Below are 18,040 nucleotides of genomic sequence, written 5' to 3' on the forward strand. Positions count from 1 at the left end.
CGCAGATCGTCAATAATTTGCACCCGAACGAACCGGAGAGTGCCATGACCATCGACCTGCCTTCCCTGTCCCCCTGCGACGCGCTTGTCGCGGTGATGGTGGCGGTGTCCTGCTCGGACAGCACCATCCGAACGTCCGAACTGGTGGCGATCCAGCGCATGGTGGACCACGCGCCGGTCTTTGCCTCCTATGACGACGACCGCATCCGGCCCATCAGCCAGACCGTGATGACGCTGTTCGAGGAGGAGGATGGCGTGGACGCGCTGTTCGGCCTGATCCGCGACGCGCTGCCCGAGAAGCTGTTCGAGACCGCCTATGCGCTGGCCTGCGACGTGGGGGCCGCCGACGGCCGCCTGTACGAGGGAGAGGTGATGATGCTGGCCGAGATCCGCGACCAGCTGAACATCAGCCGCCTGCACGCCGCCGCGATCGAGCTGTCGGCCCGCGTGCGCCACATGACGGTCTAGGCCAGGCGGCCCGCGAAACTGTTCAGCAGTTCGGCCTGCAGCGCCTTGGCCTGCCGGGTCCAGGTGCTGACGCCGGCGGGCTGTTCCTCTCCGATGGCGGCGCTGCGCCGTTCGGCATCGGCGCAGAAGATCGCAAAGACGCCTTCGGTCCCTGACGGCCCGGTGACGTAGCCCGCGAGGTTCGACACGAAGTTCAACGTGCCGGTCTTGGCCGCGACCGGCGCCATGACCGGATGGTCGTCGTCGGCAAGCGGGTTGCGGCGCATCAGCCGCGACAGCAGCAGATCGCGCCCCGGCCCCGCCAGGATGCGCGTCATCGCATAGGGGCTGATCCGGCTGGCATCCGACAGGCCCGAATGATCGGCCAGACGCATCCCCTGCCCCAGCCCGTCCAGCCAGCCGCGCATCGCCTGCGCCGATTGCACCAGATCGGAGGCGCCGCTGGCGTGCAGGCCAAGCGCCTCGGCGGTCAGGTTGGTGGAGTATTCCAGCATGTCGCGGACCAGCGCCTCAACCGGGGGACTGTCGTGATGCGCGATGTCCTGGCCCTGCGGCAGACGGTCGATCACCTCTGGCGCGGGCAGGACCAAGCCGCGGGCCCGGCACAGCGTCTGGAACACGTCCGCCGCATAGAGTTCGGGCAGGCGCACCGGCAGCCAGCGGCTGCCCGACCGGCCCATCGCCGCGCGCGACACCGTCCAGTATTCCCGCTCCAGATCATGGCGATAGGTGAACAGGTCCGACTGGTCGCCCGGCATCGCCGTGATGGTATAGGCACGGGGCGAATGGCTGGCCGCGCGCGCCTCGACGCTGATCTGGTGGTCGACGCCGACGCGGGTCCATCCCAGGTGGACGCGGTTGAAATTCAGCATCAGCCCGGAAATGGCGGGATTGTACGGTAGGTGATCGTCCTGTTCGGCGGCGATCTCCGGGATGGCAGGCAAGGCCCTGCCCCAGACCGCAAATCGCGCAGGGCTTGCGGTCCTCAGCGCCGCAAGTTCGTCGGCAAGCTGCGCCAGATCGTCCGTGGTCAGCACCGGGTCGCCGCCGCCCGCCAGGATCAGCGTGTCGCCCGCCCGGATCACCCGCGTCCGAAAGCGGTGCGCGGGGCCAAGACGGTCCAAGCCGTAAAGCGCGGTAATCGCCTTCATCGTGCTGGCCGGGGCCAGCAATGCCGCAGCCTGGCGCAGCGCCAGCGGTTCGGTCCCGTCGGTCAGCGCAAACGCCACCCGACCAGGCAGCCCGGACCGCGCCACCAGATCGCCGGGTTCGGGGATGGGTCGCGGCCGGGGGCGCATGTCCAGCCCCTGCGCCGACAGAGACCCCGGGGCCAGGGTGGCTGCTGCCATCATGGTCAGCATGCGGCGTCGGCTCAGCGTCATGGCAGCCCCCTGCGCAGTTCTGTCGAGGACAGGCCGGACATCGGAAGGTTCAGCAGCACCCAAGCCGGCGGCTTGGCCTGTGCCAGCAGGGCGGCGCGCGTTTCGGGCAGGCGCGCACGGCGCAGGATTGTGGCCGCGACAGCGTGGCGCGCGGCCAGCCGCGATCCGGGTCTGGCCATGACGGCAATCGGCACCTGCGCCGCGATGGCGCGCCAGCGGTCCCAGTGATGGAACTGCACCATGTTGTCCGACCCCATCAGCCAGACGAACCGCACCCCCGGATACAGGCGCGTCAGCGCGAGCAGCGTGTCCGCCGTCTTGCGCAGGCCCAGCCTAGCCTCAACGTCGGTGACAAGGATGCGGGGATCGCGAGCCAATGCGCGGGCGGCGGCCATGCGCGCGTCCAACGGCGCCGGGCCATGCGCCTTGAGCGGATTTCCGGGAGAGACCAGCCACCAGACCCGGTCAAGACCCAGCCTGCGAAGGGCGACCTGGCTGATCAGCAGGTGCCCCTGATGGGCCGGATCGAAGGACCCGCCCAGAATGCCGATGCGCTGGCCTGGCCGCGCGAGGGGGAAGCCCATTCGCATCCCGTCCGATTAGCGCAAGGCAGCGAGCGCGCCAAGCGCGGGAATGGGAAAAAGGGATGCCGGACCAGCGGCCCGGCATCCCGATGCGTCACTTGACGGTGATGCGACCGTCCTCGTAGGGGGCATAGCCGTCCTGCTGCGCACCCAGATAGGCCGCGACCACTTCGGCCAGATCGGGGCCGAAGTCATACGCGTTCTGGCCGTTCGTCGCGAAGACGTCGTATCCGTCGCCGCCACCGCGCATGTAGTTGTTGGTGGCCACGCCATAGGTCGCCGCGGGATCGATGGGCACCCATTCGCCATCCTGCTGGACCATCACCTCGCTGATGCGGGCGCCAGATCCAGCCGCCGGATCGACCGTGTATTTCAGACCCGCAACCTGCGCAAAGCGGCCAGCGGCCTCCTCGTACTGGCTGGCGCCGTTCTCCAACGCGGAGACGACATCGGCGCCGGTCAGCTGGAACGTCGCCAGGACGTTCTGGAACGGCAGGACGGTATAGACCTCGCCCATGGTCACCTCGCCCGCGTCGATCGACGCGCGCAGCCCGCCGCCGTTCTGGATGGCGATGGTCACGCCCTGATCAGCGACACGGTCCAGCATCGCGTCGGCCACCAGATTGCCCATCTCGCATTCCTTGGCGCGGCAGACATCGCGATCTCCGTTGATCGGGGCCGAGGTGCTGGCCACAACCTCCTCGCGCAGCGCGGCAATGGGTTCGGCCATCTCGGCCACGCGGGCGGCGATCGCCTCGTCCTCGGCGACCGAGGCGTCCAGCAGGATGGGTTCCCCCTCGACCGACGTCAGGACCCCCGCATCGTCGAAGGTCAGCGTCAGATGGCCCAGGTACTTGCCATAGGCATAGACCTGCGCCACCGGCACCTGCGCGCCGTCTGCCCCGTCAACCATGGTCGGATAGGCCGCTGTCGCGCCCTCCATGTCGCCCAGCAGGGTGTGGGAATGACCGCCGATGATCGCGTCGATCCCCGGCACCTCGGCCGCCAGTTCCAGGTCGCGAAGATAGCCCACATGGGTCAGGGCGATGACCTTGTCGACACCCTGATCGGCCAGTTCCGCCGCGGCTGCGGCAAGGCTGTCGGCGTCGTCCTGAAAGATCACGTTTGGACCGGGGGATGCGGTCTCGGGCGTGTCCATCGCCAAGGCGGACACGATGCCGATCTTCTGGTCGCCGACTTCCAGGATGGTGTGCTTGGCGACCTTGTCGGCCAGCACGTTCGATTGCGACACGTCGATGTTGCTGGAAAGGACCGGAAAGTCGACGCCATCGGTCAGGACGGCCAGGCCTTCGGGACCGTCGTCGAATTCGTGGTTGCCCACCGCCATCGCGTCATAGCCGATGGCGTTCATGAACTCGACCACCTCGGTGCCCTTGTAGGTCGTGTAGAACAGCGATCCCTGATACTGGTCGCCCGCGTCCAGCACGATGACGTTTCCGCCCTCGGCGGTGATCTGGTCGCGCAATTCATTGATCTTGGTGGCGATGCGGGCCATCCCGCCAAAGCATTCGCCCGCGGCGGTCTGTTCCGCGTCGCAGGTGCTGTCGCGGTCGCTGATCGGCTCGATCCGGCTGTGGACGTCATTCGTGTGAAGAATGTGCAGAACGGTTTCGGCCTGCGCTGTTCCTGCGAACAGCGCGATGGCGGATGCGGCGGCAAGAAGGCGTCGTGTCATCCCTGATTCCCTATGTGGCCCTGTTGGTTGGCCCCGGCAGCTTGGCGCAGCCGGCACGGCGGGTCAAACCTTCAGGTCCAAGGGATGCCGGAAGACGATGACGTCTTGACCCACCGCCCCGTGCAGAGGCAAATGCGGCCATGCAGATCTTCAAGGTATTCCGCGCGGCCGAATGGGCCCAGATGCAGCAGGACGGCCGCACCCTCGGGGCGCCTATTGATCTGGCCGATAGCTACATCCATTTCTCGACGGCCGAGCAGCTGCCTGTGACGCTGTCCAAGCACTTTGCGAACGAGGATGGGCTGGTCCTGCTGGCCTGCGATCCCCACGCCATGGCGCCCGATCTTCGGTGGGAACCGTCGCGCGGCGGGGCGCTGTTCCCGCACTTGTATCGCGCGTTGACCCTGTCGGACATCCTGTGGTCGCGTCCCATTGCACTGACCGACGACGGCCACGTTACGGGGATCGCGCCATGAGCATGATCGAAAAGCTGGGGCTTGCCGCGCTGCACCGCATGGACCCGGAACGGGCGCATGACCTGTCGATCGCGGCGCTGGAACGCGGCGTGGTGCCATTGCACGGGGCGGCGGTCACGTCCGACCGGTTGAAGGTCTCGCTGGCCGGAATGGCGCTGCCCAACCCGATCGGCCTTGCGGCGGGATATGACAAGAATGCGCGGGTCATCGCGCCTCTGATGCGGTCGGGCTTCGGGTTTCTGGAGGTCGGCGCCGCGACCCCGCGCCCGCAGCCGGGCAACCCCAAGCCGCGTCTGTTCCGACTGACCGGGCAACAGGCCATCATCAACCGCTTCGGCTTCAACAACGAGGGTGCGGCGGTGATCAGCCAACGCCTGGCCGCGCGGCCTGCGGGCGTGCCTGTGGGTCTGAACCTTGGGGCCAACAAGGACAGCGAGGATCGAGCCGAGGATTTCGCCCAAGTCCTGCGAATGGCCGGTCATTCAGCCGATTTCGTGACCGTCAACGTGTCGTCGCCAAATACGGAACGACTGCGCGACCTCCAGGGTGCGGACGCGCTGTCTGCCCTGCTGGACCGGGTGTTGGCCGCGCGGGACGGCCTGGCACTGCGCGTGCCGGTCTTCGTCAAGATCGCACCGGACCTGACCGACGCGGAAATCGCCCAAGTCGCCTCGGTGGCCATGAATGCCGGTCTGGACGGGATCATTGCGACCAATACGACCCTGTCCCGCGATGGCATCACCGGACCGCATGCTGCACAGGGGGGCGGGCTGTCCGGGCGACCGCTGTTCGCCAGATCGACCCGGGTCCTAGCCCTGCTGCACCGCGAGACGAATGGCACCATGCCGCTGATCGGGGTCGGCGGCATCTTCGGTCCCGACGATGTCTGGGAGAAGGTGCGGGCGGGCGCCACGGCGGTGCAAGTCTATTCGGCGATGATCTATCAGGGACTGTCGATCGCACCCCGCCTTGCGCAGGCGGTGGACGACCGGCTGGCACATCAGCGCATCACACTGGACGAGCTGAGGGGCAGCGGCAGCGCTGACTGGATCTAGGTATAATCCTCGACGCCCAGCAACTGGTTCATGCTGTGCGACGGCTCTGGGCAGCCGGCATCGCCGATCACGCGTGCGGGAACGCCCGCGACGGTCTTACAGGACGGCACCTCGTGCAGGACGACTGAACCGGCAGCGATCCGCGAATGGTGGCCCACGCGGATATTGCCCAGAACCTTGGCACCCGCGCCGATCAGCACACCGTCGCCGATCTTGGGATGGCGGTCGCCATCCTCCTTGCCGGTCCCGCCAAGCGTGACCGAATGCAGCATCGACACGTCATTGCCGACCGTCGCGGTCTCTCCAATGACGATGGAATGCGCGTGATCCATCATGATCCCGGTACCGATGCGCGCGGCCGGATGGATATCCACGCCAAAGCATTCTGAACACCGCATCTGCACGAAATAGGACAGATCCTTGCGGTCCTGCTGCCACAGCCAATGCGCCATCCGATAGGCCTGCAGCGCCTGGAACCCCTTGAAGAACAGCAGCGGCTGGATCAGCCGATGCGTCGCCGGATCGCGGTCATAGACGGCCATCAGATCGGCCCGGGCGGCGTCGCCCAGTTCGGGGGCGTTGGCATAGGCGTGATCCGCGATCTCGCGCAGGATCTGTTCGCTCATCTCGCCGGAGGCCAACTTCAGCGACAGCCGATAGGCCAGCGCGGCCTCCAGGCTCTTGTGATGCAACAGGCCGGCATGGATCAGCGCGCCCAGCAACGGCTCCGCGGCGGCGGCCGCACGTCCTTCGTCGCACAGCTGCGCCCAGATCGCGTCCCGGTCCAGCGACAGCGGTGTCTTTTCGGTGTGCAGCATGTTCATCTTGGGCCCGCCCGGTCTGTCAGACCCCTTACATAGGGCAGAATGCGGTCCGGGAAAAGACGGGCGGGCCCGGTCGATCAGCTTGGCAGGCGCATTTCCAGCCAATGCACCGCCAGAGAGATGCGGCCGCCGGTAAAGTTGCCCCCCTCTGACGTCACGATCAGCGGTTCGGCCTGGTAATAGGCCATGGGCGACCCCAGTATCCCGCGCGCCCAGGAATCCTGCTGCTTGCCCAAGCCCTGTCCGAACCGGTTCAGCGCCCCCGCCGTGCCAAGACGCCAACCGGTCAACGGACCTGTCAAGGCGGCAGTAACCCGCCCGACCGCACCGATGACCAGCGCGCCGGCCGGGATGAATACCCCGGACACCATGCTGTTGCCCGTGCCCAGCACGACCTCTCCCTCGGCCATGCCCGCGACCAGGCCCGACCCCCGGCTGCCCACGCTCAGCGCACCGACGATCCAGGCGGTGCCGTCGTGGATGGCCTCGACCCCTCTGTCCGCGACAAAGCCGCACATGCCGCGGGCGGGCGGCAGGAAGACCCACCCGCCGTTGGATCCGATGGCGATGCGTCCTGCCTGCCCCACCCACGCCCCGGAGGGCGCGGCGGGAACGCCCCAGCACTGGCCGTCCAGCACCGCCAACGGGGGCGCCGATGTCGACACGCTTTGCAGCACAAGGTTTACCATGCCGTCCAGCCGCATCAGCGCCTCGTTGACGGTGACATGCTTCTGGGCCTGGGCAGGCTGCAGCAGCGACATCTGAAGGCGGTTGGTCTCACTGGGCATCGAAGTCTCTCCTTGCAAAGGGGCCGCGCCCGAAGGTCTGCGACAATTGGGCCACCTCGATCGTGACCTGTCCTGGCTGCAACTGGTCACGGACCGCCGCGGGGATGGTCCATGACGGGGTCTGCGTCTGCGTCTCGGCGATGACCTGTCCAGCTTGGATCAGGCGCAACAGGTAGCGTTCCGAATCCTCGCCCAACGGGATGTCGGCGCCGTCCCAGCCATCGCCCTCGATCCGGCTGCGCCGGATCCAGGTGATGTCATTGCCCTGCCTGCGCAGGTGACAGGGAGCATAGGGCCGCAGCCCGATCCCCGGCGCCACCGTCATGCGGCTGCGATAGCTTGCGTCATCCGGCGCACGCAGGGCCGGACCGATCCGCCAGAACCGCTCCTGCCCGCGGGTGGAAGGCGGCAGATCGACCTGACGTGGGCCGCCATCCAACAGGACGACCAGGCTGCCGGCGGGCCAGACATCCGGCATGACCGCATCGGTACCGGCCTGTCCGCGCAGCCTGCGGCTGATCTGCCAGGTATCGGGGGCCACCAGTTCGGCACCCGCGAACTGGATGATCTCCCACCGGTTCAGGGTGCCGTCACCGATGGCCATCGCGTTGGCCCCAGACAACAGCGCCCGTTCAGTCACCGACCGCAGCGGGTCGCGGATCATCCGCAGACGCAACGGATCGCCCCGGTCGATCAGGCCGGGACTTGCCCGCCCCAACGGCGTCAGCGTGCGACCGATCAGCGCCCGGCGCTGCAGCATCAGGTTCAGGTCGAACCCACCCTCGGCCTCGGCCGATCCATACACCGCGACGGATCCCGGCCAGGGATGGGCCGCGACCGCCAGCCACGGCGCATGCGGTACCTCGTCCCCGCGCAGCAGCGGCAGGTCCATGAAGACCGGAAAGACGGGCATCGGTGGCAGATAGCGCCCGATCCCGTCTTGGTCCTCATGGGCCAGGCGCGGCGTGTATAGGCCTGGATCCACGCGCACCGCGTCAACGGTGATGGCACCTGCCCGTTCGACTCGGTCGATCCGCCACCGGCGGCTTTCCTGACCCGGCATCCGCGTCACGATGACGTCGCCCGGACCAAGGTCGGCACACGACGGCGGCAATGCGAACCGCGCGGTGTCACGCGCCACCTCGGCTTCGGCGATCCAGCGGTCCGTGATGGCGCGCCCTTCGGGCCGGGTCAGCACCATGGCCAGTTCGCTTTCCGACACCGCGCGACGGTCCGCATCGGCCAGGCTGGCCTCCGCAGTCGCAACCGCGTAATCACCGCCTGCCGCGACATGGCTCAGACGCAGGTGACCGATATTCGCCGATTCCATCTGGCGGACTGTTTCGAACCCGGTCACCTCTCCCGCAATGGCAAGGTCGTCCGGGCCGATCTGGACCCGCGCCAGCCCGTCGCGGGCGACGAACTTCAGCACGCCGTCACGCTCGACCGCGTCGAACCCATGCGCCAACATCAGCGGCTGCAACGCCGCCCGTCCGGACTCCGACCCCTGCAGCGCATAGCCGCGCACCACCCCCGATATTCCCGACACATCGACGGCGGTCAGCCCGGCGCCCCGGCAGATGTCCGTCACCACCGCGCGCAGCGTGACCGCACCCGCGCGCCCGTTCAGCCAGTGACCGCGATCCCACGCGGGACCGTCCGACCACAGGTCACCCCGCCCCGGAAAGGCCGGATAGGGGCGCGCGTCCCAGCACCAGACATGCGCGCGGTCTACATCCAGCATCCGCATGCCATCGGCATTGACCGGATTGTTCGCCGGATCGCGCCAATGCGACATCGTCGCCTCGACATAGGCGGCCTGGATCGCGTCGTTTCGTGTGCCGTTGGAAAAATGCGGCAACATGCTTTCGGACGACATTGCGTCCAGGAACTTGTTCGGCTGGTTCGTCGCCTTGTCCAGGGCGGCGCACCCGAACTCGGTGAACCAGATCGGCTTGGACCCCGGCACCCAGGCCGTGGCCTCTCTCTGTCGGACGCCACCAGGACGGTTGTAGTGCAGGTTCTGCCACCATGCCGTCAAATCCTTGTACCGCCAGACCCAGGCCTCGTCATAGGCGCCGTCGGTGATGGGCGTACGGTTCTGCGCCAGACGGTCCGCATCGCTGGCATAGAACCAGTCGTACCCTTCGCCCCCCGCGACGTTGGCACGCAGATAGGCGATGTTGTCGATCCGACCCCAGGATGCATCCAGATGATCGTCGCCATCGCGCCAGTCCGACAGCGGCATATAGTTGTCGATGCCGATGAAATCGATGTTCGGATCGGCCCACAGCGGGTCCAGGTGAAAGAACAGCTCTCCGTTTCCTGGATGATGGCCGAAGTATTCGGACCAGTCGCTGGCATAGCCGATCTTGACGTTCGGCCCCAGGATGGTGCGGACATCGGCGGCCAACCGGCGCAAGGCGGCGACGGCGGGATAGCTGTTTCCAGGACCGCGGATCTGGGTCATCGCGACCATCTCCGATCCGATCAGGAAGGCGTCGATCCCCCCCGCCGCCGCGCAGACATGGGCATAGTGCAGGATGAACCGGCGATACGACCATTCGGATGGGCCGGAATAGGTGACGGTTTCTCCGTTGCGTGCGAAATCACCAGGCGCGGCCGAACCGAAGAATGCCGCGACCTGATCGACCGCAGCCGCCGTGCCGTCTGTCGTACCGGGTCGGCCCGGCGCGACGCTGGTCGTGATGCGACCGCGCCAGGGCATGACCGGCTGTTCGGTCGCGCCATAGGGGTCGGCCAGTCCGTTGCCGCCCAGCTGCTCCATCAGGATGAACGGATAGAAGATCGCCTTGCGACCTGACGCCGACAGCGCCCGCAGCCCCTCGATCACCGACCGGTCAGATGGCGTGCCGCCATAGATCGGACGTCCATCCTTGCGCGATACCTCGGCCGCGTCGGCGCGCGCGATGCCGCCGGCGCGCCACAGCATCTCGGCCCCGTCGACCTGACGATATTCGACCTTGGGTTCGACCTTGCATTGACCGATCCGCAGGTCGCTGCCGAACCATGACACGATCAGCGACACCGACCCCACGTTCGGCAACTCGCGCCCCAGCACATCCAGCGAGGCGCGAAAATCGGTCCCGCCCATCGGCGTGTTGATGTTGAAGCTGCGGCTTTCACCCAGATCGCCGCCTTCGGTAACGGGCGTGGTGGCCAGCGAATACTCTCCGGTGCCGGGAATCAGGGCGACGGCGCGCACATCACGCGACAGGCCGCTGCCGTCACGCGCCGGGCACGTCACCTCAAAGCTCAGCTGCGGCATGCGGTTGCCCCAACGCTCCAGGCCCAGGTTCTCCAGGACGACATAGGCCGTCCCGCGATAGGCGGGGGCCGCATCGCCCTCGATGGCGGCGATGACGGGGTCGGGCATCTGCGCCTCGCCGCCGCGATAGATGCGCATGTTCATATCGGCCTGCGCGATCTCCTCACCATCGGCCCAGACCCGGCCCACGGACAGGATCGGACCCTCGGCCAGCGCCACGGCCACAGACAGGCGATAGCTGATCTGGGTCACCTGAGTGCTGGGGGCGCCCTTGCCGCCGCCCGCGTTTTCGGTTCGCGCGACCTCCTCCAGGTCGGATGCCCAGATGACATGACCTGGCACGCGCATCTGACCCCAGATCCGGGGGATGGCCATGCCCTCTCCGGCGGTCTGGATGCGCAGGCGGTCGATGCGACCCGTCTCGACGGCCTTCGCCCCCCCGCCCAGCAGACGCTGGTCGATGGCGCGGCCCAGAACGGCACCCGCCGCGCGGCCCAGAACGGCACCCGACAGCCCAAGGACCGCCCCTCCGAAACCTCCGCCAAGCGATGCACCCACGGCAGACAGGACAATCGTGGCCATAAGGGCCTCCTTCGTTCGAATTGGTCAGGGAAAGCGGAACCGCGCCACGATCCTGGATTGCCACGGCGGGGTCAGCGGACTGTCGATGACGCCGTGGCCGGTATAGGCATGCACAAACCGCGGGGCGTCACCGGCGGCGGACAGGATGCCCAGGTGCTTGGCGATCGCGCCCTGTCGCATCCGAAACAGCAGCACCTGCCCCGGTAACCACTCGGCATTGTCGACCGGGCACAGATGGCGCATGGCCGCGGACAGCAGCACTTCGGTGCTGCCGCACTCGGCCCAATCCGCGGTATAGGCGGGGGGCACTTCGGGCTCAGCCCCGTGCAGGTCCCGCCAGACCCCGCGGATCAGCCCAAGGCAATCGGCACCGCAGCCCCGTACGCTGGCCTGATGGACATAGGGCGTGCCCAGCCACAATCGGGCCGCGTGGACGACCGCGCTATCCATTCCGGCGCCCGGCCTGGGGGGCCATCAGCCAATCCTCGGACGGCAGATGCGGGAAGCCGCGGAAGTTCAGATGGTTGCGGAACTTCAGCCGGCACGTGGATGCCGCCTTGTCGCAACCGGCTGTCAGCCGGATCTGGTCGCCCGTGGCGGGCAGGATGCCCAAGCCGGACCACAGCTCGATGATCCTTTGACCGCCGGGACGTGCGGTGTCGTTCTTGATCGCACCGTGCAGACCCTGCGCTGCCCCCGACAGGACCTCCAGCCGACCATGGTCGAACCACGAGGCGTCAAAGGCCGGAAACGCAGTGAACGTAAAGACGCGCCCCTCGTCCATCCCCTGAACCTGGCGCAGCACGCTCAGGGTTTCAGAGGCCAGGTCGACCTTGCAGGCGCCATCCCCAAGACGCGCGCTGCACCGGGGGTGATAGACCCGCCCCTGCGGCGCATTCAACGCCTCGGACAGGCCGCGAAGCTCGGTCCGGAACGCGCCGTTCGCGCGAGAGACCTCGCCCAACGACCCGCGGAACACCAGCTTGCGGCGGGCGACGTCGCTCCAGTCGACCTCCCACATGCGCAGTTCGGCCTGATCCCACCGGCCCGCCATCAGGTCGCGCTCGGTGATCGCGTCGTCGTTCAGGGCGCCGACGGCCTCCGAGTTGTCGACCGACAGACCCGTACCCTGCACCAGCGCCCGCGCGGTCAGGCCACGATCGGGACGAAAGGTCACCCCGCCAAAGGCCAGCCGCTGGTCATGATCGGTAAACCCAAGCGTCAGCCCGTCGGCGCGGCGTACGGACCATGCCCGTGCAAGCGTCGTGGTCGTCATACCCGCACCTCCACGACCGGAATGTCCGGCACCTGGCCCGCCTGGAACGACGCGACGGAAACCGCGATACTATCGGTATCGAACCGCACCGGAACGTCGAACTCGAACCCGGCAGAGATGTCCGCTCCTGCCTCCGGTGCCTCGTCAAAGATGACGCGTCCGGTCAGATGATCGACGGCATAGTTGATGCCGACGAACACTTCGGCACCGCCGATCCCCGCGCGCACCGATCCCTGGACCGGCTTGGTCACCGGACGACGATAGACCGTCGCACCGGACCGATAGGCTTTCGACAGCGGGAACGCGCGCGTCCGACCGTCGCCAACAGCGATCACTTGATCGCCGAATGCCGGGGCCGCGGAAGGCAGGCAGCTCTTGTAGTCGGACCAATCCTTCCACCGGAACCCGTGCAGCTGTCCCGCCCGCGCCTCGAAGAACGCGATGACGTCGGACAGGTCGTCCAGCGACCGCAGCCCCATTCCCGCGTCAAAGCGACGAAGAGCGTGCGTCCAGGGCGTGTTGCGTTCTTCGAACCCGCTGGCCAAGGCCACGATCTCGGTGCGCCGCTCAGGCCCGCCGCTGGCGCCGAATGACAGGTTCGTCGGAAATCTCACCTCGTGAAAGGCCATCTGTCGCCTCCTCTCAGCTGTTGCGGTCGCCGCGTGCCAGCACGCGCGACATCTGCGCCGCGATCTGCGACTGGCTGCGCTGGAACCCGGCCACATCGGGGGTCTGGATGTTGAACGTCACGTTCACCGATCCCCCGCCCCCGGCCGAAGCGACGCCCAGCTTGCCATCCGGACCGCGCCGCAGCGGCATGATCGCCTCCGGCCCGGCCTCGCCCATCAGCCCCTGTCCGCCGCGCATCGGAAATGCGGTCGGACCGGACACCACGTCTCCGGCCATCGCACGGCCGTTTGCGAATGCCCCGCCCTTGGCAAAGGGCATCACCCCGCCCAGCATTCCCCCGATGCCGCCAGCGATGGAACCCGCAAGCGCGTTCTCGACCGGTTTCATCGCAATCCCGTACACGGTGTCGGCCAGCGACTGGCCGATCGATTTCAGCGCATCCGACAGCTTGCCGCCGTCCAGGACCAGACCGTCGATGGCCCGCCCCAACCCGCGCTCCAGCCCTGACGACAGGGTGCCGACTTCGCGCGTGGTGAACATCATCGACTGGCGCAGCCGGCCCAGTTCGGCCTGGAATTCCTGCGTCATGCGGGAATTGCGGCCCAGATCCTCGTCCATTTGGTCCAGCGCAGCGCCGGTCCCGTCACGTGTCGTCATCTCGATGGTCCCCCGTCGTTTCAGCCAAGGACGCGCCCGCCGGTGCGGGCGCGTCGGGATATCGGGCCGCCAGATCGTCCAGCCGGTCGCGGGTCATGCGGGGGGCCGTCGGGCTAATGCCCAGCATCAGCCCCAACTCCGCCGGGGTCAGCGCCCAGAACTGGTCGGGATGCAGGCGCAGGCCCTGCAGGCCGGCCCGCATCAGACCGGCCCAGTCCAGCCCCCCCCCACGCCCGGTCATGCAGGCGCCCGAAAGGCCAAGGCCAGCAGGCGCGCGGCGATACGGGCGGCCTCCAGCGGACCGCCGTCGATCTGCACCGCCGTCAGGTCGCCCGCCTGCCCGGTCCAGCCGCCGCCACGCAACCCGGCCACCAGGACGGCCAGGATCTCGCGGCTGGAAAACCGCCCGGAATCCAGACGCGCGACCAGCCCGGTCAGCCCATCCGCCTCCAGTTGCGATTCCAGCTCGGCCAGGGCGCCAAGGGTCAGCCGCGCGACATGCGGCCGGCCGTCCAGCATCAGCGACACCTCGCCGCGCATGGGATTGGCCATCACAGCGCCACGAAGGTCAGCGCCCCGGCCGAGGACAGCGACATCTCGTACGTCGCCTCTCCGTCGTGGCTGCCGGCGTATTCCAGACCGGTGATCTGGAACCGTCCCTCGACGGTGCCGAAATCCGGGATGATGACCTGGAACAGCGGGATCTCGCTGTCAAAGAACGCCTGGCGGGCGCGACCGTCGGTGGCCGCGTCGCGGAACACACCCGAGCCTGCGATCGACGCACTGCGCACACCGGCCCCGCCCAGCAGTTCCCGCCAGCCGCCGGTGCTGTCCATGCTGGTCACGTCGACGGTGTCGGCGTTGAAGGACAGGCGCGTCGCACGCAGGCCCGCCACGGTCTCGAACGTGCCGTTGCCCGACATGTCCATCTTGATCAGCAGATCACGTCCGCTTTGCACTGCCATTGTCCCGTCTCCTCAGTTCAGATCGATGCGCGCGCGAAAGGTCAGGTCGACCTGACGCGCCGCACCGCTTTTCACCCGGCGCGCGGTTGCGCGCAGGAACCACAAACCCGCCAACTGGCCGCGCGACAGCACCAAGCCGCCCGCCTCCAGCGCGTCGGCCACGGCGACGGCCGCGGCCTTGACTGCGCCAAAGCCGGCGCCGCTGTCGCTGCCCGCCATGACGGAAATCACGAAATCATGCCGCGACCCGCGTGCTGTCGAATCACTTGCGTCGCGCACCTCCTCGGGACCAAGCGAGACATAGATCCCGCTTGGTGCCGTCACCGGCATCGCGTCAAAGATCGCATCGCCCACCAGGTCCGCCAGCGCCTCGCTCGTGCGCAACTGTTGATAGACGGCCGCCTGCAAGGCGACCCCTGCCCCATAGCTCATGTCAGATCCTCCTCGCGCGCAAAGCAGTCCAGATAGCGACCGGACGGATCGCTTTCCGCGACCGCCTCGATCTGAAACAACCGTGTTCCCTGGCGCAGCCTCTGTCCGGGCCGGGGCCTGCGTGCGTCGCCGACCGGCGCACCGCGCAGCGTGATGCGCCACTGGACGACGCTGATCATTCCCGCGCCGGTCCCCTGTTCCCGACCCGACCGCGCCTCCATCTGCCCCCAAAGCCAGCCCAGCTGACGCCACCGCGTCTCGTACCCGCCAAGGCCGTCGGCGATACGGTCGGACGTCTCCAGCGCTAGCCGGGTCGACAGGTCCGGGGCCGCCATCAGCGCCACTCCCGGTTGCCGCGCCCGGCCAGGGTGCGGACAGCACGCCACCGCTCGATCAGGGCGCTGACGCCAAAGGGCAGCGCATGGCGCAGCCCGTCCTGGCTGCGGTCGTCATAATAGCGCGCCGCAAGCAGGATCACCGCCTGTGCCAGATCGGCCGGTACCTCGGCCCAGGTATCGCCAAATCCCGCCAGGAACGTCACGGTGACGGACCCCCGCCGCGGGATCGACGGCAGCACGACCCCGGTGGGCAGGATCGCGGGACGCTGTCCGTCGGGCACCAGCCGCCACCCCTCAGGGGGCAGCATGGTCAGCGTGCCGTCCCCGTCGTCGATCTCGATCCGCTCGACCGAATGCACGGGCGCCAGCGGCAGTGACTGGCCAAGCCGGTCGCGCCAATCGTCCAGCTGCATCCGAAACCGCCGCTTCAGCAGCACCTTGCCGGTACGCCCCTCGATCGTGGCGATCGCGGCACGCAGAAAGCCCGCCAGTGCCGCCGTCTCCGCGGCGTCATCCGGCCCTTCAAACCCTTGGGCCAGACGCAAATGCGCGCGCAGGGCGGCCACCGGCAGCGCCTCCGCCGCGGGCGCCGTTTCCTCTATCAGCATCATGTTGCGAACCTCCCGTCGTGCCGTCCGCATGTTCCACCAAAGGCGGGGCCCCCGAACGGGGCCCCGGCTGTCTTGCAGGCAAAGGGAAACGGGGCGCGCCGCGCGCCAGCCATCAGCGCGCGCGGACAGTTGCTAAACCGGAATGCCCGGCACCAGGCGCGCCCCTCCCTCATCCGATCCCCCCGGGGATCAGACGAAGCGCAGCAGCTTGACGGCGCGGAAATCGGTGACCCCGCCGCCGACGCGCTTGGTGGCATAGAACAGGACATGGGGCTTGGCGCTGAACGGGTCGCGCAGCACGCGCAGGTCGGGACGCTCGACGATCGTATAGGCGGCACGGAAGTCGCCAAACGCGATCGAGAACGAGCTGGTGGCAATGTCCGGCATGTCCTCGCTGATCATCACCGGATAGCCCAGCAGCTGCGGCACCTGACCCACGCTCAGCGCATCGGTCCACAGGAAGCGGCCGTCGGCATCCTTCATCTTGCGCACCCGCGCCGCGGTCTTCGAGTTCATCAGGAAGGACGCGTTGTTGCGATATTCTGCGCCCAAGGCATAGATCAGGTCGATCAGGCAATCCATCGGCGCGGTCGCGGCAAAGTTGCCCGACAGCCCGGTGGTCACGAAACCGATCTGAGCGCCGGTCGCCGTCGCATCCGCCGCGGTGGGATAGGACAGGATGCCGCGCGGCTTGTCGACGCCGTCACCGCGCAGGAAGGCATTGGCCTCGGCCCGCGAGAAGCGGTCGGCGATGCGTTCCGCCAGCCAGCCCTCGACGTCGAAAGCCGCGTCATCCAGCAGGCGCTGGCTGGCCTTGGGCATGGCTGACAGCTCGTGGACGGGGATCGCGATGCGGTCCAACTGCGAGTTGCCGGTCTCGATGCTGGCGGCCTCGGTCGCCCAGCCCGCGCCGGTGTCGCCCTTCTCGACCAGCACCTCATAGACGCTGCCCTCGATGGTCACGACATTCGCCAGGCGGCGCAGCGAGGTGGTCGAGAACAGCAATTTCTGCACCGTCTGCGCGACCTGGGGAGCGGCCAGAAAACCGCCGTCACCGGCAACCGACAGGGCCTTCTCCTCTATCGCCAGGCCGCGCAGGCCGTCATCGTCGCCGCTGCGCAGATAGGCGTTGAACGCCTTCTGATGGGGCACCTCGACCTCTGCGGTGGCGGACAGGGGCGCGCGGCCCCGCAGGGCGGTCTTGCGGTCGATCATGGTCATACGCTGTTCCTGTGCGTTGAGCTTAGTTTGAATATCTTCACGAAAGCCTTTGAGTTCGCTGACGAACCCCATCATGGCCCCCTTCAGGTCGGCTGGCATGTCGCCGCCGCCCGCGGCCTTCACCTCGGTCATGGTCGTCTCCTCGTCACGGTGATCGGGGCCGCGCCCCTGTTGCCGGACCACCCGTATGGGCAGGTCTGAACCTGGTGACGGACCGGGCGCACCCGGTCCGAAATCTCATGCGCCCCGCAGGCCTGGGCCGCCTGCACGAACAGGGCGGCGACCTCGCGCATCTCGTCCGTTTCCTTGCGGTCGACCTTGGCCTCGGCCAGCATCGGAAAGGTCACCAGCGACACCTCCCACAGCTCGACCTCGGCCAGGACGCGCCGCCCGGCCTTGTCACGCTCGGCCCGCAGCGTGCGATAGCCGATGGACAACCCGTCGATCGCGCCCGCCTGGATCAGTGCCGCCGCCTCGCGGGCCTGCGCCACCTCGGGCAGCAGGCGGCCCTTGACCCACAGGCCCTTGCCGTCCTCGCGGACCTCCTCCCAGACCCCGATGGGCCGGGTGGGGTCGTGCTGCCACAGCATCCGCACCTTGTCGCCGCGTGCCGCGATCCGCCCCAGGGACGCCGCAAACGCGCCCGGCAGGACCGCGTCACCCCCCTGGTCGGTCAGGCCGAACAGGCTGGCATAGCCCTCGATCACCTGCCCGTCGGACAGGACCGGCGGCCCGCCCGTGAACTTCACCTCAAGTCCCGGAACCAT

The 18,040-nt window shown here is 67.8% G+C and carries 21 protein-coding genes; 3 read left to right on the forward strand and 18 right to left on the reverse strand.

Annotated elements, in window-relative coordinates:
- Positions 1–44 precede the first annotated feature (44 nt).
- Entirely contained in the window at positions 45–467 is a 423-nt protein-coding gene (locus tag TY51_RS00205; protein WP_042244408.1) for a tellurite resistance TerB family protein, read from the forward strand.
- Here TY51_RS00205 and TY51_RS00210 read toward each other — a convergent pair.
- The 3 genes from TY51_RS00210 to TY51_RS00220 all read right to left on the reverse strand — a co-directional run bounded on the left by TY51_RS00210 (position 464) and on the right by TY51_RS00220 (position 4,129).
- Positions 464–1,849 carry a D-alanyl-D-alanine carboxypeptidase gene (locus TY51_RS00210; RefSeq protein WP_042244410.1) on the reverse strand — a complete coding sequence of 462 codons (1,386 nt, stop codon included), beginning with the start codon at positions 1,847–1,849 and terminating at the stop codon, positions 464–466. The genes TY51_RS00205 and TY51_RS00210 overlap by 4 nt on opposite strands.
- Entirely contained in the window at positions 1,846–2,439 is a 594-nt protein-coding gene (locus TY51_RS00215; RefSeq protein WP_042244412.1) for a nicotinate-nucleotide adenylyltransferase, read from the reverse strand. Before TY51_RS00215 ends, TY51_RS00210 begins: the two co-directional genes overlap by 4 nt.
- Before the next feature lie 88 nt (positions 2,440–2,527).
- Complete coding sequence (locus TY51_RS00220) at positions 2,528–4,129, reverse strand: bifunctional UDP-sugar hydrolase/5'-nucleotidase (RefSeq protein ID WP_042244414.1); 1,602 nt, start codon at positions 4,127–4,129, stop codon at positions 2,528–2,530.
- Positions 4,130–4,269: 140 nt separating this feature from the next.
- Here TY51_RS00220 and TY51_RS00225 point away from each other — a divergent pair, with 140 nt between their 5' ends.
- Both TY51_RS00225 and TY51_RS00230 read left to right on the forward strand, forming a co-directional pair.
- The gene (locus tag TY51_RS00225) at positions 4,270–4,605 is read left to right on the forward strand and encodes a DUF952 domain-containing protein (RefSeq protein ID WP_042244416.1); all 336 of its coding nucleotides are present in this window, start codon (positions 4,270–4,272) and stop codon (positions 4,603–4,605) included.
- Positions 4,602–5,660, forward strand: a complete 1,059-nt coding sequence (locus TY51_RS00230) for a quinone-dependent dihydroorotate dehydrogenase (RefSeq protein WP_042244418.1) — start codon at positions 4,602–4,604, stop codon at positions 5,658–5,660. Before TY51_RS00225 ends, TY51_RS00230 begins: the two co-directional genes overlap by 4 nt.
- Here the strand turns inward: TY51_RS00230 and cysE are convergent.
- From cysE to TY51_RS00305, 15 genes are all read right to left on the reverse strand, one after another.
- Positions 5,657–6,484 carry a serine O-acetyltransferase gene (gene cysE / locus TY51_RS00235; RefSeq protein WP_042244420.1) on the reverse strand — a complete coding sequence of 276 codons (828 nt, stop codon included), beginning with the start codon at positions 6,482–6,484 and terminating at the stop codon, positions 5,657–5,659. The genes TY51_RS00230 and cysE overlap by 4 nt on opposite strands.
- A gap of 77 nt (positions 6,485–6,561) precedes the next feature.
- Positions 6,562–7,272, reverse strand: a complete 711-nt coding sequence (locus tag TY51_RS00240; protein ID WP_042244422.1) for a DUF2793 domain-containing protein — start codon at positions 7,270–7,272, stop codon at positions 6,562–6,564.
- Positions 7,262–11,143, reverse strand: coding sequence for a glycoside hydrolase/phage tail family protein (locus TY51_RS00245; protein ID WP_042244424.1), 3,882 nt, complete (start codon positions 11,141–11,143; stop codon positions 7,262–7,264). The genes TY51_RS00240 and TY51_RS00245 overlap by 11 nt, the downstream gene beginning before the upstream one ends.
- A gap of 24 nt (positions 11,144–11,167) precedes the next feature.
- The gene (locus tag TY51_RS00250) at positions 11,168–11,593 is read right to left on the reverse strand and encodes an NlpC/P60 family protein (RefSeq protein ID WP_042244425.1); all 426 of its coding nucleotides are present in this window, start codon (positions 11,591–11,593) and stop codon (positions 11,168–11,170) included.
- Entirely contained in the window at positions 11,586–12,419 is an 834-nt protein-coding gene (locus TY51_RS00255; protein ID WP_042244427.1) for a DUF2163 domain-containing protein, read from the reverse strand. Before TY51_RS00255 ends, TY51_RS00250 begins: the two co-directional genes overlap by 8 nt.
- Positions 12,416–13,048: a DUF2460 domain-containing protein gene (locus TY51_RS00260; RefSeq protein ID WP_042244428.1), complete on the reverse strand. Its 633-nt coding sequence runs from the start codon at positions 13,046–13,048 to the stop codon at positions 12,416–12,418. Before TY51_RS00260 ends, TY51_RS00255 begins: the two co-directional genes overlap by 4 nt.
- A 13-nt stretch (positions 13,049–13,061) precedes the next feature.
- Complete coding sequence (locus tag TY51_RS00265) at positions 13,062–13,706, reverse strand: phage tail tape measure protein (RefSeq protein WP_042244431.1); 645 nt, start codon at positions 13,704–13,706, stop codon at positions 13,062–13,064.
- Complete coding sequence (locus tag TY51_RS00270; protein ID WP_042244432.1) at positions 13,693–13,947, reverse strand: rcc01693 family protein; 255 nt, start codon at positions 13,945–13,947, stop codon at positions 13,693–13,695. The genes TY51_RS00265 and TY51_RS00270 overlap by 14 nt, the downstream gene beginning before the upstream one ends.
- Complete coding sequence (locus tag TY51_RS00275; protein ID WP_042244434.1) at positions 13,944–14,258, reverse strand: gene transfer agent family protein; 315 nt, start codon at positions 14,256–14,258, stop codon at positions 13,944–13,946. Before TY51_RS00275 ends, TY51_RS00270 begins: the two co-directional genes overlap by 4 nt.
- The gene (locus TY51_RS00280; RefSeq protein ID WP_042244436.1) at positions 14,258–14,671 is read right to left on the reverse strand and encodes a phage major tail protein, TP901-1 family; all 414 of its coding nucleotides are present in this window, start codon (positions 14,669–14,671) and stop codon (positions 14,258–14,260) included. Before TY51_RS00280 ends, TY51_RS00275 begins: the two co-directional genes overlap by 1 nt.
- Positions 14,672–14,683: 12 nt before the next feature.
- Entirely contained in the window at positions 14,684–15,103 is a 420-nt protein-coding gene (locus TY51_RS00285) for a DUF3168 domain-containing protein (RefSeq protein ID WP_042244438.1), read from the reverse strand.
- The gene (locus tag TY51_RS00290) at positions 15,100–15,438 is read right to left on the reverse strand and encodes a head-tail adaptor protein (protein ID WP_042244571.1); all 339 of its coding nucleotides are present in this window, start codon (positions 15,436–15,438) and stop codon (positions 15,100–15,102) included. Before TY51_RS00290 ends, TY51_RS00285 begins: the two co-directional genes overlap by 4 nt.
- The gene (locus tag TY51_RS00295; protein ID WP_042244440.1) at positions 15,438–16,052 is read right to left on the reverse strand and encodes a hypothetical protein; all 615 of its coding nucleotides are present in this window, start codon (positions 16,050–16,052) and stop codon (positions 15,438–15,440) included. The genes TY51_RS00290 and TY51_RS00295 overlap by 1 nt, the downstream gene beginning before the upstream one ends.
- 189 nt (positions 16,053–16,241) lie before the next feature.
- Entirely contained in the window at positions 16,242–17,405 is a 1,164-nt protein-coding gene (locus TY51_RS00300) for a phage major capsid protein (RefSeq protein WP_042244441.1), read from the reverse strand.
- Positions 17,402–18,040, reverse strand: coding sequence for an HK97 family phage prohead protease (locus TY51_RS00305; protein WP_081994617.1), 639 nt, complete (start codon positions 18,038–18,040; stop codon positions 17,402–17,404). Before TY51_RS00305 ends, TY51_RS00300 begins: the two co-directional genes overlap by 4 nt.

Source organism: Paracoccus sp. PAMC 22219, from assembly GCF_000787695.1.
GTDB lineage: Bacteria > Pseudomonadota > Alphaproteobacteria > Rhodobacterales > Rhodobacteraceae > Paracoccus.

Bases quoted from the DNA above. Each gene is read 5' to 3' on its own strand.
- TY51_RS00225 (WP_042244416.1), top strand. From the start codon at position 4,270: ATGCAGATCTTCAAGGTATTCCGCGCGGCCGAATGGGCCCAGATGCAG.
- TY51_RS00210 (WP_042244410.1), bottom strand. From the start codon at position 1,849: ATGACGCTGAGCCGACGCCGCATGCTGACCATGATGGCAGCAGCCACC.
- TY51_RS00295 (WP_042244440.1), bottom strand. From the start codon at position 16,052: ATGATGCTGATAGAGGAAACGGCGCCCGCGGCGGAGGCGCTGCCGGTG.
- TY51_RS00220 (WP_042244414.1), bottom strand. From the start codon at position 4,129: ATGACACGACGCCTTCTTGCCGCCGCATCCGCCATCGCGCTGTTCGCA.
- TY51_RS00255 (WP_042244427.1), bottom strand. From the start codon at position 12,419: ATGACGACCACGACGCTTGCACGGGCATGGTCCGTACGCCGCGCCGAC.
- cysE (WP_042244420.1), bottom strand. From the start codon at position 6,484: ATGAACATGCTGCACACCGAAAAGACACCGCTGTCGCTGGACCGGGAC.
- TY51_RS00270 (WP_042244432.1), bottom strand. From the start codon at position 13,947: ATGACCGGGCGTGGGGGGGGGCTGGACTGGGCCGGTCTGATGCGGGCC.
- TY51_RS00205 (WP_042244408.1), top strand. From the start codon at position 45: ATGACCATCGACCTGCCTTCCCTGTCCCCCTGCGACGCGCTTGTCGCG.
- TY51_RS00305 (WP_081994617.1), bottom strand. From the start codon at position 18,040: ATGGTTCCGGGACTTGAGGTGAAGTTCACGGGCGGGCCGCCGGTCCTG.
- TY51_RS00290 (WP_042244571.1), bottom strand. From the start codon at position 15,438: ATGGCGGCCCCGGACCTGTCGACCCGGCTAGCGCTGGAGACGTCCGAC.
- TY51_RS00215 (WP_042244412.1), bottom strand. From the start codon at position 2,439: ATGCGAATGGGCTTCCCCCTCGCGCGGCCAGGCCAGCGCATCGGCATT.
- TY51_RS00265 (WP_042244431.1), bottom strand. From the start codon at position 13,706: ATGACGACACGTGACGGGACCGGCGCTGCGCTGGACCAAATGGACGAG.
- TY51_RS00240 (WP_042244422.1), bottom strand. From the start codon at position 7,272: ATGCCCAGTGAGACCAACCGCCTTCAGATGTCGCTGCTGCAGCCTGCC.
- TY51_RS00230 (WP_042244418.1), top strand. From the start codon at position 4,602: ATGAGCATGATCGAAAAGCTGGGGCTTGCCGCGCTGCACCGCATGGAC.
- TY51_RS00250 (WP_042244425.1), bottom strand. From the start codon at position 11,593: ATGGATAGCGCGGTCGTCCACGCGGCCCGATTGTGGCTGGGCACGCCC.
- TY51_RS00260 (WP_042244428.1), bottom strand. From the start codon at position 13,048: ATGGCCTTTCACGAGGTGAGATTTCCGACGAACCTGTCATTCGGCGCC.
- TY51_RS00285 (WP_042244438.1), bottom strand. From the start codon at position 15,103: ATGAGCTATGGGGCAGGGGTCGCCTTGCAGGCGGCCGTCTATCAACAG.
- TY51_RS00275 (WP_042244434.1), bottom strand. From the start codon at position 14,258: ATGGCCAATCCCATGCGCGGCGAGGTGTCGCTGATGCTGGACGGCCGG.
- TY51_RS00280 (WP_042244436.1), bottom strand. From the start codon at position 14,671: ATGGCAGTGCAAAGCGGACGTGATCTGCTGATCAAGATGGACATGTCG.
- TY51_RS00245 (WP_042244424.1), bottom strand. From the start codon at position 11,143: ATGGCCACGATTGTCCTGTCTGCCGTGGGTGCATCGCTTGGCGGAGGT.
- TY51_RS00300 (WP_042244441.1), bottom strand. From the start codon at position 17,405: ATGACCGAGGTGAAGGCCGCGGGCGGCGGCGACATGCCAGCCGACCTG.